13 protein-coding genes are annotated in these 17,488 nt (G+C 74.0%); 4 read left to right on the top strand and 9 right to left on the bottom strand.

Going from position 1 to position 17,488, the window contains the following annotated elements; translation table 11 throughout:
• Window positions 1-94 precede the first annotated feature (94 nt).
• On the bottom strand, window positions 95-1,447 hold the full coding sequence (locus AOK22_RS04370; RefSeq protein WP_055697209.1) for an Nramp family divalent metal transporter: 1,353 nt from the start codon (window positions 1,445-1,447) through the stop codon (window positions 95-97).
• Window positions 1,448-1,605: 158 nt separating this feature from the next.
• Between AOK22_RS04370 and AOK22_RS04365 the strand changes: the two genes are divergently transcribed.
• Entirely contained in the window at window positions 1,606-2,949 is a 1,344-nt protein-coding gene (locus tag AOK22_RS04365; protein WP_055697208.1) for a M14 family metallopeptidase, read from the top strand.
• 84 nt (window positions 2,950-3,033) lie between these two features.
• Here the strand turns inward: AOK22_RS04365 and AOK22_RS04360 are convergent, their stop codons facing one another.
• Window positions 3,034-3,486: a phospholipase A2 gene (locus AOK22_RS04360; protein ID WP_055697207.1), complete on the bottom strand. Its 453-nt coding sequence runs from the start codon at window positions 3,484-3,486 to the stop codon at window positions 3,034-3,036.
• A gap of 119 nt (window positions 3,487-3,605) precedes the next feature.
• Here AOK22_RS04360 and AOK22_RS41290 point away from each other — a divergent pair, with 119 nt between their 5' ends.
• Window positions 3,606-7,559 carry an nSTAND1 domain-containing NTPase gene (locus AOK22_RS41290; protein WP_341845549.1) on the top strand — a complete coding sequence of 1,318 codons (3,954 nt, stop codon included), beginning with the start codon at window positions 3,606-3,608 and terminating at the stop codon, window positions 7,557-7,559.
• An 88-nt stretch (window positions 7,560-7,647) separates the two neighbouring features.
• Window positions 7,648-9,561 (top strand): caspase family protein, encoded by a 1,914-nt coding sequence (locus tag AOK22_RS04350; protein ID WP_055697205.1) that lies wholly within the window; start codon window positions 7,648-7,650, stop codon window positions 9,559-9,561.
• Between the two features lie 3 nt (window positions 9,562-9,564).
• On the opposite strand, the gene AOK22_RS04345 is transcribed toward AOK22_RS04350, so the two are convergent.
• From AOK22_RS04345 to AOK22_RS04315, 7 genes are all read right to left on the bottom strand, one after another.
• Complete coding sequence (locus tag AOK22_RS04345; protein ID WP_055697204.1) at window positions 9,565-10,218, bottom strand: RES family NAD+ phosphorylase; 654 nt, start codon at window positions 10,216-10,218, stop codon at window positions 9,565-9,567.
• Window positions 10,219-10,220: 2 nt separating this feature from the next.
• Window positions 10,221-10,886, bottom strand: coding sequence for a hypothetical protein (locus tag AOK22_RS04340; protein ID WP_055697203.1), 666 nt, complete (start codon window positions 10,884-10,886; stop codon window positions 10,221-10,223).
• Window positions 10,883-11,983: a macro domain-containing protein gene (locus AOK22_RS04335; protein ID WP_055697202.1), complete on the bottom strand. Its 1,101-nt coding sequence runs from the start codon at window positions 11,981-11,983 to the stop codon at window positions 10,883-10,885. The genes AOK22_RS04340 and AOK22_RS04335 overlap by 4 nt, the downstream gene beginning before the upstream one ends.
• Before the next feature lie 174 nt (window positions 11,984-12,157).
• Window positions 12,158-13,648 carry a GntP family permease gene (locus tag AOK22_RS04330; protein ID WP_055697201.1) on the bottom strand — a complete coding sequence of 497 codons (1,491 nt, stop codon included), beginning with the start codon at window positions 13,646-13,648 and terminating at the stop codon, window positions 12,158-12,160.
• A gap of 126 nt (window positions 13,649-13,774) precedes the next feature.
• A complete protein-coding gene (locus AOK22_RS04325) occupies window positions 13,775-14,185 on the bottom strand; it encodes a RidA family protein (protein ID WP_055697200.1) in 411 nt (136 codons plus the stop codon).
• Between the two features lie 7 nt (window positions 14,186-14,192).
• Complete coding sequence (locus tag AOK22_RS04320; RefSeq protein ID WP_055697199.1) at window positions 14,193-14,969, bottom strand: IclR family transcriptional regulator; 777 nt, start codon at window positions 14,967-14,969, stop codon at window positions 14,193-14,195.
• Complete coding sequence (locus AOK22_RS04315) at window positions 14,966-15,967, bottom strand: sugar kinase (RefSeq protein WP_244164691.1); 1,002 nt, start codon at window positions 15,965-15,967, stop codon at window positions 14,966-14,968. Before AOK22_RS04315 ends, AOK22_RS04320 begins: the two co-directional genes overlap by 4 nt.
• Window positions 15,968-16,176: 209 nt before the next feature.
• Between AOK22_RS04315 and AOK22_RS04310 the strand changes: the two genes are divergently transcribed.
• Complete coding sequence (locus tag AOK22_RS04310) at window positions 16,177-17,472, top strand: amino acid deaminase (protein WP_055697198.1); 1,296 nt, start codon at window positions 16,177-16,179, stop codon at window positions 17,470-17,472.
• The last annotated feature ends 16 nt before the right edge of the window (window positions 17,473-17,488 follow it).

Raw genomic sequence — 17,488 nt, 5'->3', positions numbered from 1 at the left:
CCCACACCCCGTCCCCGTATCCCCCGAAGACCGCTCACGCGAACCGCAGCGCCGCCGCTCCCCCGGCGGCGCTGCCGCGCGTCACCGGCGTGCGTCACCAGGGCAGGTCGCGCACCTGCTGCACGCACAGGATCAGGAACAGCAGCCCGGCGCCCGCCAGCATCACGTTGCTGACGATGCCGTTGCGCCACTCCTTGGGCGTGCGCGAGGAGTTGAGGAGCCACAGCAGCGTGAGCGCGAGGAACGGCATGAAGAAGGCGCCGAGCACGCCGTAGGCGATGACGAGGCCGAACGGCTGGTCCAGGAAGAGCAGGCCCATCGGCGGGAACGTCAGCCAGAGCAGATACGCGCGGAACGGCAGCGACTTCTCGCGCTTGCCGGCCGCGACCTCCTCGACCATCGCGCCCTCGGCCTCACCCGTGCCGGCGCCCGCGCCCTCGCCCGAGGCGCCCGACGTGGCGGCGCGCTCGCGCCGCAGCCGCTCCACGAAGTCCGCGAACATCAGGCTCACGCCGTGCCACACGCCCATCAGGGCCCCGAAGGACGTGGCGAAGAAGCCGATCAGGAAGAGGTTCGCGGTGACCGCGCCGAACTTGTCCTCCAGGACCGCGCCGAGGTCGATCAGGCCCCGGTCCCCGGAGGTGAGGGCGATGTTCGTGGAGTGCAGCAGCTCGGCACCGATGATCATCATGGCGACGACGAAGACGCCGGTGGTGATGTACGCGACGCGGTTGTCGAGCCGCATCACCTTGAGCCAGCTGATGTCGGTCCAGCCCTTGGAGTTCACCCAGTACCCGTACGCGGCCATGGTGATGGTGCCGCCGACGCCGCCGATCAGGCCGAGCGTGTAGAGGAGCGAGCCGTCGGGCAGGGCCGGGACCAGGCCCGCGACGGCGTTGCCGAGGTCGGGGGCGACGCGGATGGCGACGTACACGACGATCAGGAACTTCATGCCGATGACGACGGTCATGGCCTTCTCGAAGACCGCGTACCGGTTGAACCACACGAACGCGAGCCCCAGCAGGCCGCAGAGGATCGCCCAGGTCTTCAGGCTCGGCCCGTCGGGGAAGAGCGCGACGAGCGGCAGGGCGCTGGAGGACATCGCCGTGGCGCCGTAGACGAAGCCCCAGACGACCACGTAGACCGCGAAGTAGTAGGTGGTCCACTGGCCGAGGCTGCGCCAGCCCTCGAAGAGGGTGCGGCCGGTGGCCAGATGCCAGCGGCCCGTCGCCTCGGCGAGGGAGATCTTCACCAGACAGCCGATGATCGCGGCCCACAGCAGCGTGTAGCCGAACTTGCTGCCCGCGATGAGCGTGGCGACGAGGTCGCCCGCGCCGACGCCGGTGGCCGCGACGACGATGCCGGGCCCGACGTACTTCCAACTCGCCTTGCGCATCCGGGGCGTCGACTCGCCCGCGGTGGTGCCGCTGCCTGTGGTTTCAGCCATGCGGATCAAGAAAGCGCATCGCGGCCCGCGGCACAAGGGGGTTGGCCGAAGACAGCGTTGACGGGGGCATGCCACGCCTCGACGATGGGCCCGCGCAACCCGCACCGCATCGCACCGCACGCGTCGCACTGAACCGCCCCCACCCCTGAGGAGACTTCATGCGACTTCGCATACGCGGCAGACGGTCCGCCGCCCTCGCGGCCACGCTCGCCCTCGCCGTGGCGGCCCCCCTCACCGCCAACGCCTCACCGGGCACCGCCGACCAGGCCCCCCGGAGCGCGGCGACCGCGGCCGACGAGGAGACCCGCCAGTACGAGATCCCCCTGTCCGACGACCCCGCCGCGCGCACCGCGCTCGCCCGCACCGGCGTCGCGATCGACGAGGTCGACGCCCGCGCGGTGGTCGTCTCCGCCGACGGCAAGGAGGCCGCGCGGCTGAGGCAGTCGGGCTACGAGCTCAAGGCCCTGGCCGCACCCCCGAAGCGGACCGGCGGCAAGGCGGTGGAGCCCAAGGACTTCCCGCCCGCCGACTCGCGCTACCACAACTACGCCGAGATGAACGCGGAGATCGACCAGCGCATCGCGGCCCACCCGAACATCATGAGCAAGAAGGTCATCGGCACGTCCTACTCGGGCCGCGACATCGTCGCCATCAAGGTCAGCGACAACGTCGGCACCGACGAGGCCGAGCCCGAGGTCCTGTTCACCCACCACCAGCACGCGCGCGAGCACCTGACGGTGGAGATGGCCCTCTACCTGCTGCGCGAGCTCGGCGACGACTACGCCACCGACGCGCGGATCAAGAAGATGGTCGACGGGCGCGAGATCTGGATCGTGCCGGACCTCAACCCGGACGGCGGCGAGTACGACATCGCGACCGGCTCCTACCGCAGCTGGCGCAAGAACCGCCAGCCCAACAGCGGTTCGTCGAACGTCGGCACCGACCTCAACCGCAACTGGGCCTACCGGTGGGGCTGCTGCGGCGGCTCGTCGGGCTCCACGGGCTCCGAGACCTACCGCGGCCCGAGCGCCGCGTCGGCCCCCGAGGTCAAGGTCGTCTCGAACTTCGTGCGCAGCCGCATCGTCGGCGGCAAGCAGCAGATCAAGGCGTCCATCGACTTCCACACGTACAGCGAGCTGGTCCTGTGGCCCTACGGCTACACCTACAGCGACACGGGCCCCGGCCTGACCCAGGACGACCGCGACGCCCACGCCGCCGTCGGCCGGAAGATGGCCGCGAGCAACGGCTACACGCCCGAGCAGTCCAGTGACCTCTACATCACGGACGGGTCGATCAACGACTGGCTCTGGGGCGACCAGAAGATCTTCAGCTACACCTTCGAGATGTATCCGTCGTCCGCCGGGGGCGGCGGCTTCTACCCGCCCGACGAGGTCATCGAGCGGGAGACCTCGCGCAACCGCGACGCGGTGCTGCAGCTCCTGGAGAACTCGGACTGCATGTACCGCTCGATCGGCAAGGAACAGCAGTACTGCACGAGCTGAACCGACGGGTGGTGCGCGGCGGCCCCGGACCCGACCAGGGTCCGGGGCCACCGTGCCTCGGGCGTCGCGGCAGCAGGCCCGCTCCTAGTAGAACGCGCCGTCGGCGACGCCGGCCCGCAGGCCGTCGTACATGAGCTTCGCCTCACCCAGGCAGAGGTCCTGGGTGGCTCCCGCCGGGTGGGTCTCCAGGCAGGAGGCGCGCATCTGGTGCCAGAAGTGCTCGTCGATCCAGGCCTTGGTCTCCGGCGTGGGGCTCAGCTTCAGCGCGCCGTGGTTGCCGTAGTTGCGGTAGCCGAAGTCGTGCTGGGCGCACGCCTCGAAGAAGATGCCGTCCGGCCACCACGTGCAGCCGTCGTTGCTCCAGTCGAACGGCGGGTTCTTCGGGTGGTTGACGAAGTCGATGCGGTTGAGGTTCATGATGCGGTCGGCCTCGGCCCGGATGTCGTCCGCGGCGGCGGGCGAGGGGGCGGCCGCGGCCAGCGCGAGACACGCGGTGGTCGCGAGGAAGGCCTTGCGCAGGGCGCTGCGTACACGCATGACGGGTCCCTTTCGTGGGTGGAGTCGATCACTCCATAGGAGGTGGCGGGTGCGGAACGGCCACACCCGACGGCATCTCTGCGTAGCTTTCCGGTGACGCAGCGTTGCCGGGTCTCAGCGTGGGGCACCCGGCGCAGCCCGCCAAGGAGGTGCCTGTCGCCTTGTCCGACGGGAAACGGGAAACACCAGCTGACCTGGGCTTTCGCCCTCGCCAGGAGGAGACTTTCGGCGCGTGCCTGCGGCGGCTGCGGGCCGACCGGGGCATGTCGCTCGCCGATCTCTCCCGCGCCGCGCACTACAGCAGGGGCTATCTGAGCAAGGTCGAGAACGGGCAGAAGCCCCCCACCGCCGAGCTGGCCCGCGGCTGTGACGAGGCGCTGGAGGCCGGCGGCGAACTGATCGCCCTCGCCCCGCCCCGGGCCGCCGGGCCGGGCCGGGGCCCGTGCCCCTACCCCGGCCTCGCCGCCTTCGGCGCGCAGGACGCCGCGTGGTTCTTCGGCCGTGAACGGGCCACCGCCGCGCTGGTGTCCCGCCTCGCCGAACGGCTGCGCGCGCCGGGTCCCGTGGTGGTCGTCGGGCCCTCGGGGGCGGGCAAGTCCTCGCTGCTGCGCGCCGGGCTCGGCCCGGCGGTGGCGCGCGGGGCGCTGCCGGTGCCGGGCTCGCGGTCGTGGCCGGTGGTCTGCTTCGCGCCGGGGGCCCGCCCCCTCGACGGCCTCGCCGCGGCGCTCACCGAGGTGCTCGCCGAGGGAGCGGACCAGGGGCCGCCGCGGACCGCGGACGACGACGGCTCTCCGGAGGCGTACGCCGCTTCGGTACGGGAGCTGGTCGCCGCCGCCCGGCGCGGGCGCGGCGGACTCGTGCTGGTCGCCGACCAGTTCGAGGAGGTGTTCACGCTGTGCGCCGACGAGGCGGAGCGGCGGTGCTTCATCGACCTCCTGTGCGCGCCCGCCACGCCCGCCGAGGGCTCCGGGCGGCCGCCGGTCCTGGTCGTCATCGGCGTCCGCGCCGACTTCTACGCCGCCTGTCTGGAGCACCCGCGCCTGGTCGCCGCGCTGCGCGACGGGCAGTTGCCGCTCGGGCCGATGTCCCGCGACGAGCTGCGCGAGGCCATCGAGGGTCCGGCCGAGCGCGCGGGCCTCGTCCTCGACCCCGGCCTCGGCGACCTCCTCCTGGCCGACCTCGGCGTCCACGGCGACACCGCGCCGCCGCACGACGCCGGGACGCTGCCCCTGCTGGCCCACGCGCTCCTGGCCACCTGGCAGCGGCGCGACGAGCGGGACGGCCTGATGAGCGTCGCCGCCTACCGGCTCACCGGCGGCATCCGCGGCGCCGTCGAGGCGAGCGCCGAGCGGGTGTACTGCGGACTCAGCCCCGCCGAGCGCACCGCGGCCCGGCACGTACTGCTCGGCCTGGTCCGCATCGGGCCCGGCGGACAGGGCACCCGGCGGCGCGTCACCCCCGACCACCTGGCCGCCCTGGTGCCCGGCGCGGACACCACGCGGCGCGTCGTCGCCGCCTTCGCCGGGGCCCGGCTGCTGACGCTGGACGCCGACGGCGTGCAACTCGCCCACGAGGCGCTCCTGTCGGCGTGGCCCCGGCTGCGCGAGTGGATCGACGCCGACCGGGCGCGGCTGCGCGACCGGCAGCGGCTCACCGAGGCCGCCGAGGCCTGGGCGGGCTGCGGCCACGACCCGGCGGCGCTCTACCGCGGCACCCAACTGGCCCTGGCCACCGAGGCGCTGTCCGGCACGCACCTGGGCGCGGCGACGCCGGAGCGGCGCTTCCTCACGGCGTCCCGCGCGGCCGAGGGGCGGCACGCGCGCAGACGGCGCGGCGCCCGCGTGGGTCTCGTGGTGCTCACGGTCCTGGCGCTGCTCGCCGGTGTCACCGCCTGGCTGCAGCACGAGGACCGCGTCCGGCGGGACGTCGAGGCGGCCTCGCGCCGGCTCGCCTCCCGCGCGGAGAGCCTGCGCTACACCCACCCGGTGGAGGCGATGCGGATGAGCGTGGCGGCCTGGCGCCTGCATCCGGGCCCCGAGGCCGAGGCGGCGCTGATGGCCTCGGCGGCCCAGCCCGAACAGGACGCGTTCCGCCCGCCGGCGGGCGAGGCCGACGACGGGTTCCGCGGCGCGCACCTCAGCGCCGACGGCCGCGTCGTGCTCACGCGGGACGGGCGCGACGTCCACGTGTGGGACGTCGTGCGGCACGAGCGGGTGGGCCGGATCCGGCACCGGGGCCGGCACGCGCAGGCCCTGTCGGCGGACGGGCGGCGGCTCGTGCTGGGCGAGGGCGGCCGGTCCCGGGTGTACGACGCACGGTCCGCGGCCCCCGTGGCTCCCGCGTTCTCCTCGCCGTACGCACCGCCGGTCTTCTCCCCCACCGGACGCCACCTCGTCGTCCACGACCTCGGCTCCGTCCGCGTACGGGAGACGGTGAGCGGCCGTGTCGTCCGCCGCGTCGCCCTCACCCCGTACGCGGACATCGCCGAGGCCGTCCTCGGCCGCGACGACCGGGTCCTGGCGTTCTGCCGGGCCGTCGAGCCCGGCGGCCCGCAGGCGCTGGAGATCCACTCCGTCGACGGGCGGTCCCCCGCCCCGCGGCCGGAACTCTCGCCCGGGGAGCGGCGGGCGGTGTGCGGGAGCCGACGGCTCGGGCACCTCGTCGTCCTCGACCCGGGCGGCCGGTTCCTGGCCTCGGTCGGGGACACCGCACGCGCCTGGGACCTCGCGCGGGGGACGTCGTGGCGCCTCTCGCCGGTCCACGCGAGCGTCGCGTTCAGCGCGGACGGCGCGTTCCTCGGCGTGACCACCGACGAGGAGGTCCTCGTGTGGCGCACCGCCGACCCGCGGCGGCCGGTCTACCGGCACTCCCTCAACGGCGGCTCCGCCGCGCAGCTGCGCATCGACACCCAGGGCCGCGCCGTCCGCTACGTCGAGGACGGCACGACCGTGCGCACGCTCGCGCTCGGCAACGCCCTGACCCCGGCCTGGCGGCGCGACGCGGTCGTCGAGGCGCAGTACGGTCCCGACGGCGAGCAGCTCGCGGTGGCCCGCAGGGACGGCGGACGGATGCGCTTCGAGCTGCGCCCCACCCGCTCCAGCGCGCGGGCCCGCCAGCTCGCCGCCGAGGACTGCGGCCTGTCCGGGCCGGGCGAGGTGGACCGGGCGGAGCGCAGCTGCGACGTCCTGATGTCGTTCAGCGCCGACGGGCGCCGGCTGGCCCACGGCATCCGGGCCCGCCACGACTACGACAGCCGCGACCGTCCGCAGACCGTGCGCGTGTGGGACGTACGGGAGGGACGCGAGCGGAGCCGGCACGTGCTGGCCCGCGCGGGCCGCAGGGAGGAGGACGTGACCGACCTCGCCCTGACGGCGGACGGCGGCGCGTTGCTGGCCCGCCGCGAGAGCGGCAGGAGTCTCGAACAGACGGAGCTGCGCACGGGTGCCTCGGCCGAGGCCGCGCCCGTCGCGCTGAACGGAGTCTCACCGGGCCCCGGTCATCTGGTGGTCCGCCCGGACGACGCGTACGCCGCGGACGGCGGGGGGCTGTTCCGGCTCCCCTCGGGCCGCAGGCCCGCCCGCTCCCCACTCGCGTCGCAGGGAGCCCACCGCTACGCGTTCAGCCCCGACAGCACCCTGCTCGCGGGCGGCGGGAGCACCGGCCGGGTCGCCCTGTGGAACGGCGACGGCACCCGGCTGATCGCCGACCTGCCCGGCACGTTCACTGTGACGGGCGACGGCACCGGGTCCCCGGTGACCGCGCTGGCGTTCAGCCGGGACGGCACGACGCTGGCCGTGGGCGACGACGGCGGCCGCGTCGCGCTGTACGACATCCCCTCCAGCCGCCTCCTGGTCTCCTCCCTGCCCACGCCCGGCGACGCGGTCCGCGCCCTCGCCTTCAGCCGCGACGGCGCGACGGTCCTGGCCACGGGCGCCCACACGCCGTCCTTCGCCTACCGCGTCGACCACGCGTATCTGGTGGACCGGGTGTGCGGGCGGGCGGAGGGGGGCTTCTCCGCCGACGACTGGGCCGAGCGCATCCCCGACGTGCCCTTCCGCGAGACGTGCGGATGAGCGCTCGCCCCGACTCCGGCCGGAAGACGGCCTGTTGACGCCCGGCCGCGGGCTGCGGGCGGCCCGGCGCGCTGCCAGACTCTGCGCCATGGGGAAGATCTACGCGCTCCTGGTGGGCGTCGACGACTATCCGTCGCACACGGCGCCGTCGCCGCTCACCGGATGCGTCAACGACGTCACGGAGGCCCGGCGGCTGCTCACCGACCGCACGGGCGGCTCGGCGGACGTAAGGGTGCTGCTGAACGCCGACGCGACGACCGCCGCCGTCACGGACGCGATCGAGCGCCACCTGGGCGCGGCGGGCCCGGACGACACGGCGCTGTTCTGGTTCTCCGGGCACGGCACGCAGTCCCGGGCCACGGGCGCGGACCTGCTCGTCGAGGCAACGGGCCGCAACCAGGCCGTCGTCTGCGTGGACGGACCGCTGTCCGACAAGCGGCTGGGCGCCCTGCTCGACGCGGTCGCGGCCGACGGCGCGCACACCGCCGCCGTCCTCGACTGCTGCTACTCGGGAGGCGCGACGCGGGACGCGGACCTGACCGCCCGCTGCGCGCCGCCGGCGCCGGGATGGGATCTCGCTCCGGCCTCCGGGGCGCGCGAGGCGGTGGTCCCCGACGGCCCGCCGCGCCATGTGCTGCTGGCCGCCAGCAGGCTCAACCAGCTGTCGTACGAGGGGTACTTCGGGGGCCGCAGGCACGGCGCGTTCACGCACGCGCTGCTCGGCGTCCTGCGGGAGGCGGGGCCCGACGCGACGTACCGCCGGATCCTGGCGGCCGCCGACGCCCGGCTGCAGCGCGCCGGAGGCACCCAGCAGCCGGTGCTGTATCCGCCGGAGGCCGACGGCGTGGCCGACCGGCCGTTCCTGGGCGGCGCCGTCGCCCGCACCCCCAGTACGCATCTGCTGCGGTACGGGCCGGCCGGCTGGGAGGTGGACTGCGGCAGCGGGCACGGGCTGCGGGAGGGCGCGGGCGCCTCGGGGACGGAGTTCACGGTGCTCGCCGAAGCAGGACTGCCCGATGCGGCGGCTCCCCCCGGTGTCGTCCGGGCCCGGACCGTGCACGGCCACCGCACCCTCGTCGACCCCGTGGACTGGACGCCGTCCGCCGGGCGGGTCTACCCGGTGGCGCTCTCGGCGCTCGCCGCCGCACCGGCGACGGCGGCGCTCGACACCGCCGAACGCCCGGAACTCTCCTCGGTGTTGTACGACGCCGTCGGCGCCGTCTCCCCTCTCCTACAGGTGGTGGCCACCGCCCAGGAGGCCGCCGACCTGCACTTCCGGGTGGTGGTGCGCGGCCCGTCGGCGCACGTGCTGCGCCGCGACGGCACCCCGTTCGTCGAGCCGCTGCCACTGACGGGCCGCGCGGACGCCGGGCGCGTCGCCGACTGCCTCGCCCACCTCGCGCGCTGGCACCAGCTGCGGGACCTCACGCCACGGCCCTCGCTCCTGGACGGCCTGGTCCGGGTGGAGATCACGCCGTGGGACGCGCCGGACGGCGGGCCGCTCCTGCCCGACGGCAGCGGGGAGATCGTCTGCCCCTACACGCACGGTCCCGAGGGACCACAGGGCCCCCTCGTCACCGTCCGGCTGCACAACCGCTCCCCCGACAGGACCCTGTGGTGCCTGCTCCTCGACCTGACCGACCGCTACGCCGCCGACCCGGCGCTGTACCCGGGCCACTTCATCGGGCCCGGCGGCACCGGCCACGCGCTGGACGGCGAGCCGGTGCAGCTGTCCCTGCCGCACGGCAGGCCCGCCGTGCCGGGCGCGCAGGCACGGGACTGGCTCAAGCTCGTCGTCGCCGAGGGCGAGCTGAACACGCTGCCGTTCCAGCTGCCCGCGTGGGACCCGCGGGGCGCCGGGGCCCGCGCCGACCGGTTCACGACCGACGACGGGGTGCTGCGCCTGCGGCCGCACGCGGTACGGGAGTTCAGGCGGGTCGGCGCGGGCGCGCCGGGGCGCTGGACGACCCGCGTCATCCCGGTGCGGACGGTCGTGCCGTAGTCCTCAGGGCGCGACCCGCGCGTGATACAGCCGCAGCACCGAGTCGAGCCACTCCTCGCCCTCGGCCATGTCGAAGTCGATCGCGGTGTCCTCGACGGCGTCGACGACACCGCGCGGGCAGCGGTCGCCGAAGAGGACGACCGTGCGGTCGCCGGGCTCCCGCTTGGAGGGCCAGACGAAGCCCTGCGCCCAGGGGTCGGTGTGGTGGCGGATCCAGTGGGCCCAGTCGCGCGTGTAGGCGTAGTCGGCCGCCTCGGTCTGCACGAGCCAGCCGTCCTGGTGGACGCCGGCCAGGTCCTGCGCGGTCATCAGGGAGACGACGGTGACCTCGGCGGTGAGCCGCAGCGTGGTCAGGCGCCGGCCCCGCATGCTCACGCGCGGCAGCAGGCGCGGGGCGCCCGACGGGTCGAACGGCAGCGAGCGCAGCAGCGTCTCGCAGACCGCGGCCTCGCGGTTGAGCCCGGCGTAGAGGAAGCCGTACGGGTCGCAGGGCGTGGCGTCGAAGCGGCCGCCGCCGTAGAGGCAGTGCGCGGGGCGCGGGTTGAAGGCGGTGCCGGGCCGGCGCGTGGCGTGCACGCGGTGCAGGACGGTGCCGCGCGCCAGGGTGACCTTGGTGGGGCTGGCGGTCAGCTCCTCGGGCGGGCGGTAGTGGGGCACGGCTACTCACCCTCCATCAAGAAGCGTGCGGTGTCCACGAGTTGACGGTCGCGGCCGGTGCCGAGGAGGTCGGCGGGCGGGGTGCCGAGCCAGGCGTTGACCGACAGCCACCAGTCGGCCGCCCCCCAGGGGTCGCGGTCGGCGGTGAGCAGGGTGTTGACCTCCAGGACGATCAGCCAGGGCATCGCGTCCTCGGAGAACTGGAAGCGCGGCAGCCGCGGCAGCCCGCCGGCGCCGGGGAGCCGGATCAGCTCGGGCGCGAAGGGGTTGCCGCCGTGCCGCAGCACGGTGTCGGCGTCCAGCGCGGGCGCGGCGAGCAGCCGTTCGCGGACCGGGCCGAGCACCGGCCCGACCATGCGGTGGCCGTCGATCAGGAGTACGGCGAGGTCCTCGACGCGGAACCCCTGGTAGCTGAGGTCCTCGGCGCCGGCGTCCGGCAGCGTGTCCGGGGTCAGGCGCGCCCCGCCGCCCGCGCCGAACTCGTCCGGCAGCCGCTCCCGCAGCAGCCCCGCCGCCCGGTCGGCCGCGTCGCGCCGGGCCGCCTCGTCGCCTCTGCCGCGCACGACGCCGAGGAGCGCGGCGAGGCGGTCGCGCAGCGGCTGGTCGAGCCGGTCGGCGATGCGGTCCCAGAGCGCGGCGGCGGCCGCGAGCACGGCGTACGGATTCACGGATTCCCCCGGTCTGCGAGGCCCGCGAGCAGCCTCTCGATGAGGTCGGCGCGCGCGTGGCGGCGTACGACGAAGTGGATGTCCCAGTCGGCGCCGCGGGCGAGTTCGGCCTCCACGGCCGTCCACAGCGCGCCGAAGCTCTCCAGCGGCGGGAGCCCCCCACGGCCCGCGCCGAGCAGCGGCAGCGCGATGGAGGTGAGCGGCGGCTCACTCGTCCGCGCCTCCTCGGCGAGCAGCGCGAAGGCGCGGGCCACGCCGCGCGTGATGTCGGCGGGCTGCACGTCGTAGTCGTTGGACTCGGGCCGGGGCGCGGCCACGGCCACGTGGTAGATGCGCCGCACGCCCTGGCCGGCGAGGGCCCCGGAGGAGGTGGCGACGACGGTGCCCGGCAGGGCCGCCCGGCCCGGTGTCCCGTGCCGGGCGGCCCACCCCCGTAGCTCGTCGTGGACGTGGTCCTCGACGAGGCCCCCCGCCGGGTCCTTGAGGGCGCCGGCCCGCCGCAGGGTCGCCGAGACCGACGACTTGTACGCGGCGGGCAGCGCGAAGTACGTGTTGGAGGGCGAGACGACGACGTCGACGTCGCGCAGCAGGTCCACCGAGTGGACGTGCACGGTGAGGACGACGCTCCGGCCGTGCAGGGACAGCCGGATCTCGCGGTGCGCGGCGGGCAGCGGGGCCAGGGCGGTGCCGTCGGCGCGCGCGGGCGCGGTCACGGCGAGCGCGACGACGCGCTCTGCGATCTGGCCGAGCACCATCAGCTCGTGGTGCTTGCGGAACCGTTCCACGCTGACGCCGTAGACCTGCGCGGCCCGTCGTCTGCGGTCGGCGGCCGGCCAGTCGCGGGTGCCCTGGGCGAGGCCCAGGGTGTACTCGGCGGCGGTCTGGAGGCTGCCTCCGCCGATCCCGATGACGGCGGTGCGCAGCAGCCCCTCGACCGTGGTGCCGGTGGACTCGCCGTCGGCGCCCGGGAGTTGCCCGGCGATGCGCCGCAGTTCCGGCACATCGATCTCACGCAGCCTGACGACACCGGCCCGCCGCACTCTCCTCACCTCCTCGAGCACTGATCCGTAGTCGGGCAGGCGAGGTGCGGCTGACATGGCGGCAAGGATCGCACCGGGTCACCCGCATCACAAGCCCGTTCGGTTCACCCTCCGGGATCCATTGCACACGAGGCGCCGGTCGAACTCCGGTCGCGGGAAGGGCAGTTACGGGTCGGGAACGGGGCGCCCGGGGTGACCGTCCGCGGACGGTCACCCCGGGCGGGAGGAGCCCTAGACGAACAGGCTCACCACCGCGGCCACCGCGAACCCGGCGATCGAGAGGACCGACTCAAGGACCGTCCACGTCTTCAGCGTGTCCCGCTCGGAGATGCCGAAGTACTTGGCGACCATCCAGAAGCCGCCGTCGTTGACGTGCGAGGCGAAGATGGAGCCCGCCGAGATGGCCATGATGACCAGGGCGACGAAGGCCTGGGAGTAGTCGCCCTCGGCGAGGAGGGGGGCGACGATGCCGGCCGTCGTGACGATCGCGACCGTCGCCGAGCCCTGGGCCACGCGCAGGATCAGGGAGAGCAGGTAGGCGAGGACGATGACCGGCAGGCCCACGTCCTGGAAGGTGTCCGAGAGGGCCTTGGCGACGCCGCTGGCCTTGAGGACGGCGCCGAAGATGCCGCCCGCGCCGACCACCAGGAGGATGTTGCCGACCGGCTTGAGGGACGAGGTCGACACCGTCTCCAGGGACTTGCGGGACCAGCCGCGCCGGATGCCCAGCAGGTAGTACGCCATGAGCAGCGCGATCGTCAGGGCGACGAAGGGGCTGCCGAAGAACTCGATGACCGAGCGGAACGTGGAGGGGTCGAAGGCGATCGAGGAGAACGTCGCGAGCAGGATGAGCAGGAGCGGCGTACCGATGATCGCGAAGACCGTGCCCAGCGGGACCGGCTTCTCGCTCGGCTGCACACCGGCCGCGCGCTGCTCGGCGACGACCGCGGCCTTCGCCTCGTCGGCGGCCTCGACCATGTCCTGCGGCACGGGCACGAAGATGCGCTTGCCGATCCACGCGGAGAAGACCCAGGCGGCGAGGACGGCGGGGATGCCGCAGACGATGCCCATGAGGATGACCCAGCCGAGGTCGACCTTGAGCAGACCGGCGGCGGCCACCGGGCCGGGGTGCGGGGGCAGGAACGCGTGGGTCATGGACAGACCCGCGAGCAGGGGGAGGCAGTAGAGCAGGATCGACTTGCCGGAGCGCTTGGCCGCCGCGTACACGATCGGCGCGAGGACGAAGATGCCGACGTCGAAGAAGACGGGGATGCCGAAGATGAGGCCCGTCAGGCCCATCGCGAGCGGGGCGCGCTTCTCGCCGAAGAGGCCGAGCAGCCGGGAGGCGAGGACCTCGGCGCCGCCGGAGACCTCCAGGATCGCGCCGAGCATCGTGCCGAGGCCGATGATGATCGCCACATGGCCGAGGATGCCGCCCATGCCGGATTCGATGACCGAGACGGCGTCGGACTTCTGGACGGTGCCGAAGAGCTCGGTGACCGAGAGCCCGGCCGAGAGGCCGACGACTATGGAGACCGCGAGCAGCGCCACGAAGGGCTGCAGCCTGACCTTGATGATCAGGAAGAGCAGAAGGAGGATGCCGAGCGCGGCGACGGTCAGCAGACCGGCCGTGCCGTCGATGAGGGTGAGGAGACCGCCGGTGTGGGGTGGTTCCTCGGCGGCGGGGGCGGCCGCGAGCACGGCGGTGTGGAACGGGGACATCGTCGACCTCGTAAGTGCATGGGGCTTTCGGGGCAGGGGGGATCGCGGCACGGCGCCTCGTGCGGGTGAGGCGCCGTGCCGTGACGACGTACGGCTTGCTGGGGGAGAGTCAGGGGACGGGCTGCGTCAGCTCAGGACGGCGAGCGCGTCGATCTCGATGAGGAGGCCCTTGGGCAGACCCACGTAGACCGTGGTGCGGGCGGAGGCCGGGGCCTTGAGGCCCTGCTCCTCGAAGTACTCGTTGTAGATCTGGTTCATCTCGGCGAAGTGGTCCACGTCCGTGAGGTAGACGCGCATCATCATCACGTCGTCCCAGGTCGCGCCGCCCTCTTCGAGGATCGCCTTGACGTTGGCGAAGGTCTGCAGGGTCTGCTCGCGCAGGGTCGGGCCCGCGGGGGTGGGGGCCTTGCCCTCCTCGGCCGGGAGGAAGCCGACCTGACCGGCGACCTGAAGGATGTTGCCCTTCTTCACGCCGTGGGAGAACTTCGCGGGCGGGGTGGTGTGGGTGGCCGGGGTGAGAGCGATCTTCTCGGTCATGGGCTGATCAGGCTTCCTTGAGAGGGGTGTTCTTCGAATCCGGCACCGCGCCGGAGTACTCCCGGCTGATGGCGTCCGCCGTGCGGCGGACCAGCGGGAGCAGGGTGAGGAGTTCCTCGGCGGTGACGACGACGTTCGGCGCGGAGACCGACATGGCGGCGACGACGCGCCCGTCCGCACCGCGGATGGGGGCCCCGATGCAGTTGATGGACTCCTCGTGGCCACCGAGGTCGGTGGCCCAGCCCTGTTCGCGCACCTTGTCCAGCTCCCTGAGGAAGGCAGCGGCGTTGGGCGTCGAACGGGACGTGTAGGTGGGGTAGTCGAGCTTCTCCGCGATGGCGCGGCGCTCGGCCTCCGGGAAGTCGGAGAGCAGCAGCTTGGCGACGGCGGCGACGGTGATGGCCACCGGCTTGCCGATGCGGGAGTACATCCGCACCGGGTAGCGGCTCTCGACCTTGTCGATGTAGACGACTTCCTGCTCCTCGTAGACGGCGAGGTGGACCGTGTGGCCGCACTTCTCGTTGAGGGCGAGGAGGTGGGGGTGGGCGATCTCGCGTACGTCGAGGTTCTCGACGGCCTCCTGGGCGAGCGCGAACAGGCGGGCGCCGAGGCGGTAGCGCTGGTCGGACTGGCGGAAGACGAGACCGTGCTCCAGGAGGGTGCGCAGCAGCCGGAGCGCCGTGGACTTGTGGACGCCGAGGCGGTCGGCGACCTGCCCCAGGTCGGCGGGGCCCTCGGCGAGCAGCGGCAGGATCGAGAGCGCGCGGTCGACGGTCTGGCTCATGGGGTACGTACCTCCTCCTCGGCCTCGGTGTCCTCCGGGACGCGGTCCGTCCAGCCGGGGCCGAGACGAAGTGTCTCCCAGGCGGCGTCGTCCAGGGCGGCGAGGCGGTCGGCGTGTGCACGGGCGGGCGGAGTGGCGAGGTCGCCGGGGACGGTGAGCGCGGCGGCGGCCATGAGGTGGCCGTGCCGCAGACGGTGCGCCGCGGGCAGGCCGCGCAGGGTGGCGGAGAGGAATCCGGCGGCGAAGGCGTCGCCTGCGCCGACGGGCGCGACGACGTCCACGCGCAGGGCGCGCTGGAAGACGGGGTCCTCGCCGTGGCCGTAGACGGTGGCGCCGCGGCTGCCCTGCTTGACGACGAGGGTGGCGGGCTCGGGCAGGGCGGCGCGGACGGCGTCCGGGCCGCCGGTCACGCCCCAGGCCGCGGCGGCCTCGTCCTCGCCGACGAAGACGAGGTCGGCGCCGCGGGCGAGGTCGAGCAGGACGTCCGGGCCCGCGCCCGCGCCCTTCCACAGCCCCGGGCGGTGGTTGACGTCGAAGGAGACGAGCGGGCCGCGGCCGGCGCGCCGGGCGCAGAGGTGGCGGACGAGCGCCAGGCAGTCGGCGGAGAGCGCGGGCGTGATGCCGGACAGGTGCAGGATGCGGCCCGAGGTGAGCGCGTCCTCGTCGACGGAGCCGGGCGACATGGCGGAGGCGGCGGAGCCCGCGCGGTAGTAGACGACCTCGTGGGTGTCGGTGTCGCGGTCGTCGGCGGTGCGGAAGTAGATGCCGGTGGGGCGGTGCGGGTCGCGGCCGACGGCGGAGGTGTCCACGCCGTAGCGGGCGATCGTCTCGACGAGGTGGTCGCCGAAGCCGTCGGCGCCGACGCGGCTGACCCAGCGGGCGGTGTGCCCGGCGGCGGCGAGCGCGCAGGCGACGTTGGACTCGGCGCCGCCGATCCCGCGGTCGAAGGAGGGCACGTCGGCGAGGCGGCCGGGCCGGGCGGGCAGGAAGGTCACCATGGACTCGCCGAGTGCCACGACGTCCACTGCTGCCCGTGCGGGCGCCTTCGCGGCTCCCGGTGCGGCTGCCTCTGCGGTCACGATCTTCCAGCCCCTCAACCGACTCTCCGGATCCGTTGACCCGGCGTTGGCTCGGATGTTAGACAGCAGTAAGCGACATACGCAATGACTGTTGCAGATGATGCAACGCACTCCTGGAGGAGGCGCCCATGGCCGCCGACAACGCCGTCGAACGTCCCGCCGATCCGCTGGCCGCACTCGCGGACGAGCGGGTCGACCACCGCTTCAAGGGACTGCCGCCGGACGCCGAGGGCCTGACCGTCGGCGAGCTCGCGGCCCAGCGCAGGAACCTCTTCACGGGCGGCTTCACCACCCCGGTCCTCGCCCTCTCCGCCGAGCGCCTGGAGCACAACCTCGCGCTCATGGAGACCTACGCCGAGCGGCACGGCCTCGCCTTCGCCCCGCACGGCAAGACGTCGATGGCCCCGCAGCTGTTCGCCCGCCAACAGGAGCGCGGCGCCTGGGGCATCACGCTGGCGGTCCCCCACCAGGTGCGCGTGGCACGGCGGTTCGGCATCGGCCGGATCTTCCTCGCCAACGAACTCGTCGACGCGGCGGCCCTGCGCTGGCTCGCCGCCGAGCTCGACGCCGACCCCTCCTTCCGCTTCGTCTGCTACGTCGACTCCGTGCGCGGCGTCGAGCTGATGCACGCCGCCCTCAGCGAGGCGGGCGCCACGCGCCCCGTCGACGTGGTCGTCGAGCTGGCCGCGGGCGAGGGCGCCCGCACCGGCGCGCGGACCGAGGCCGAGTGCTTCGAGATCGCCAACGCGGTCGCGGGCGCGGACACGCTGCGGCTCGTGGGCATCGCCGGGTACGAGGGCGAGGTGCCGGAGGCGTCCACGGAGACGGTCACGGCGTGGCTGCGCCGGCTCGTCGGGCTGCTCGCCGAGTTCGACAAGGCGGGGCGCTTCGCGGATCTGCCGGAGGTCGTGGTCAGCGCGGGCGGCAGCGCGTGGTTCGACGCGGTCGCCGCGGTCTTCGCGGAGATCCCCGAACTCTCCGTTCCCGTTCTGAAGTTGCTGCGTTCGGGTGCGTACGTCTCGCACGACGACGGCCACTACCGGCATCTGACGCCGTTCAACCGGGTCCCGGAGGAGGGCGCGCTGGAGCCGGCCTTCCGGCTCTGGGCGCAGGTGGTGTCGCGGCCGTCCGCGGAGCAGGCGTTCACCAACGCGGGGAAGCGGGACGCGGCGTACGACCTGGATCTGCCGGAGGCGCAGGTCGTGCGGCGGGACGGCGTGGAGCGGGCCGCGACCGGGGTGACGGTCTCCGGCCTCTCCGACCAGCACGGGTGGCTCCGGACGTCCCCGGAGGCGGACCTCGCCGTGGGCGACTGGCTCGGCATGGGCCTGTCGCACCCGTGCACGGCGTTCGACAAGTGGCAGCTGATTCCCCTGGTGGAGGGGGACGGGACGGTCACGGACTACATCCGCACGTATTTCTGACCGGGGGGTCCTGGGC

It is taken from the genome of Streptomyces silaceus, from assembly GCF_001419745.1.
Lineage (GTDB): Bacteria > Actinomycetota > Actinomycetes > Streptomycetales > Streptomycetaceae > Streptomyces > Streptomyces silaceus.
Note: the sequence above shows the minus strand (reverse complement) of the source record. Positions and strands in the feature narration are given on the sequence as shown.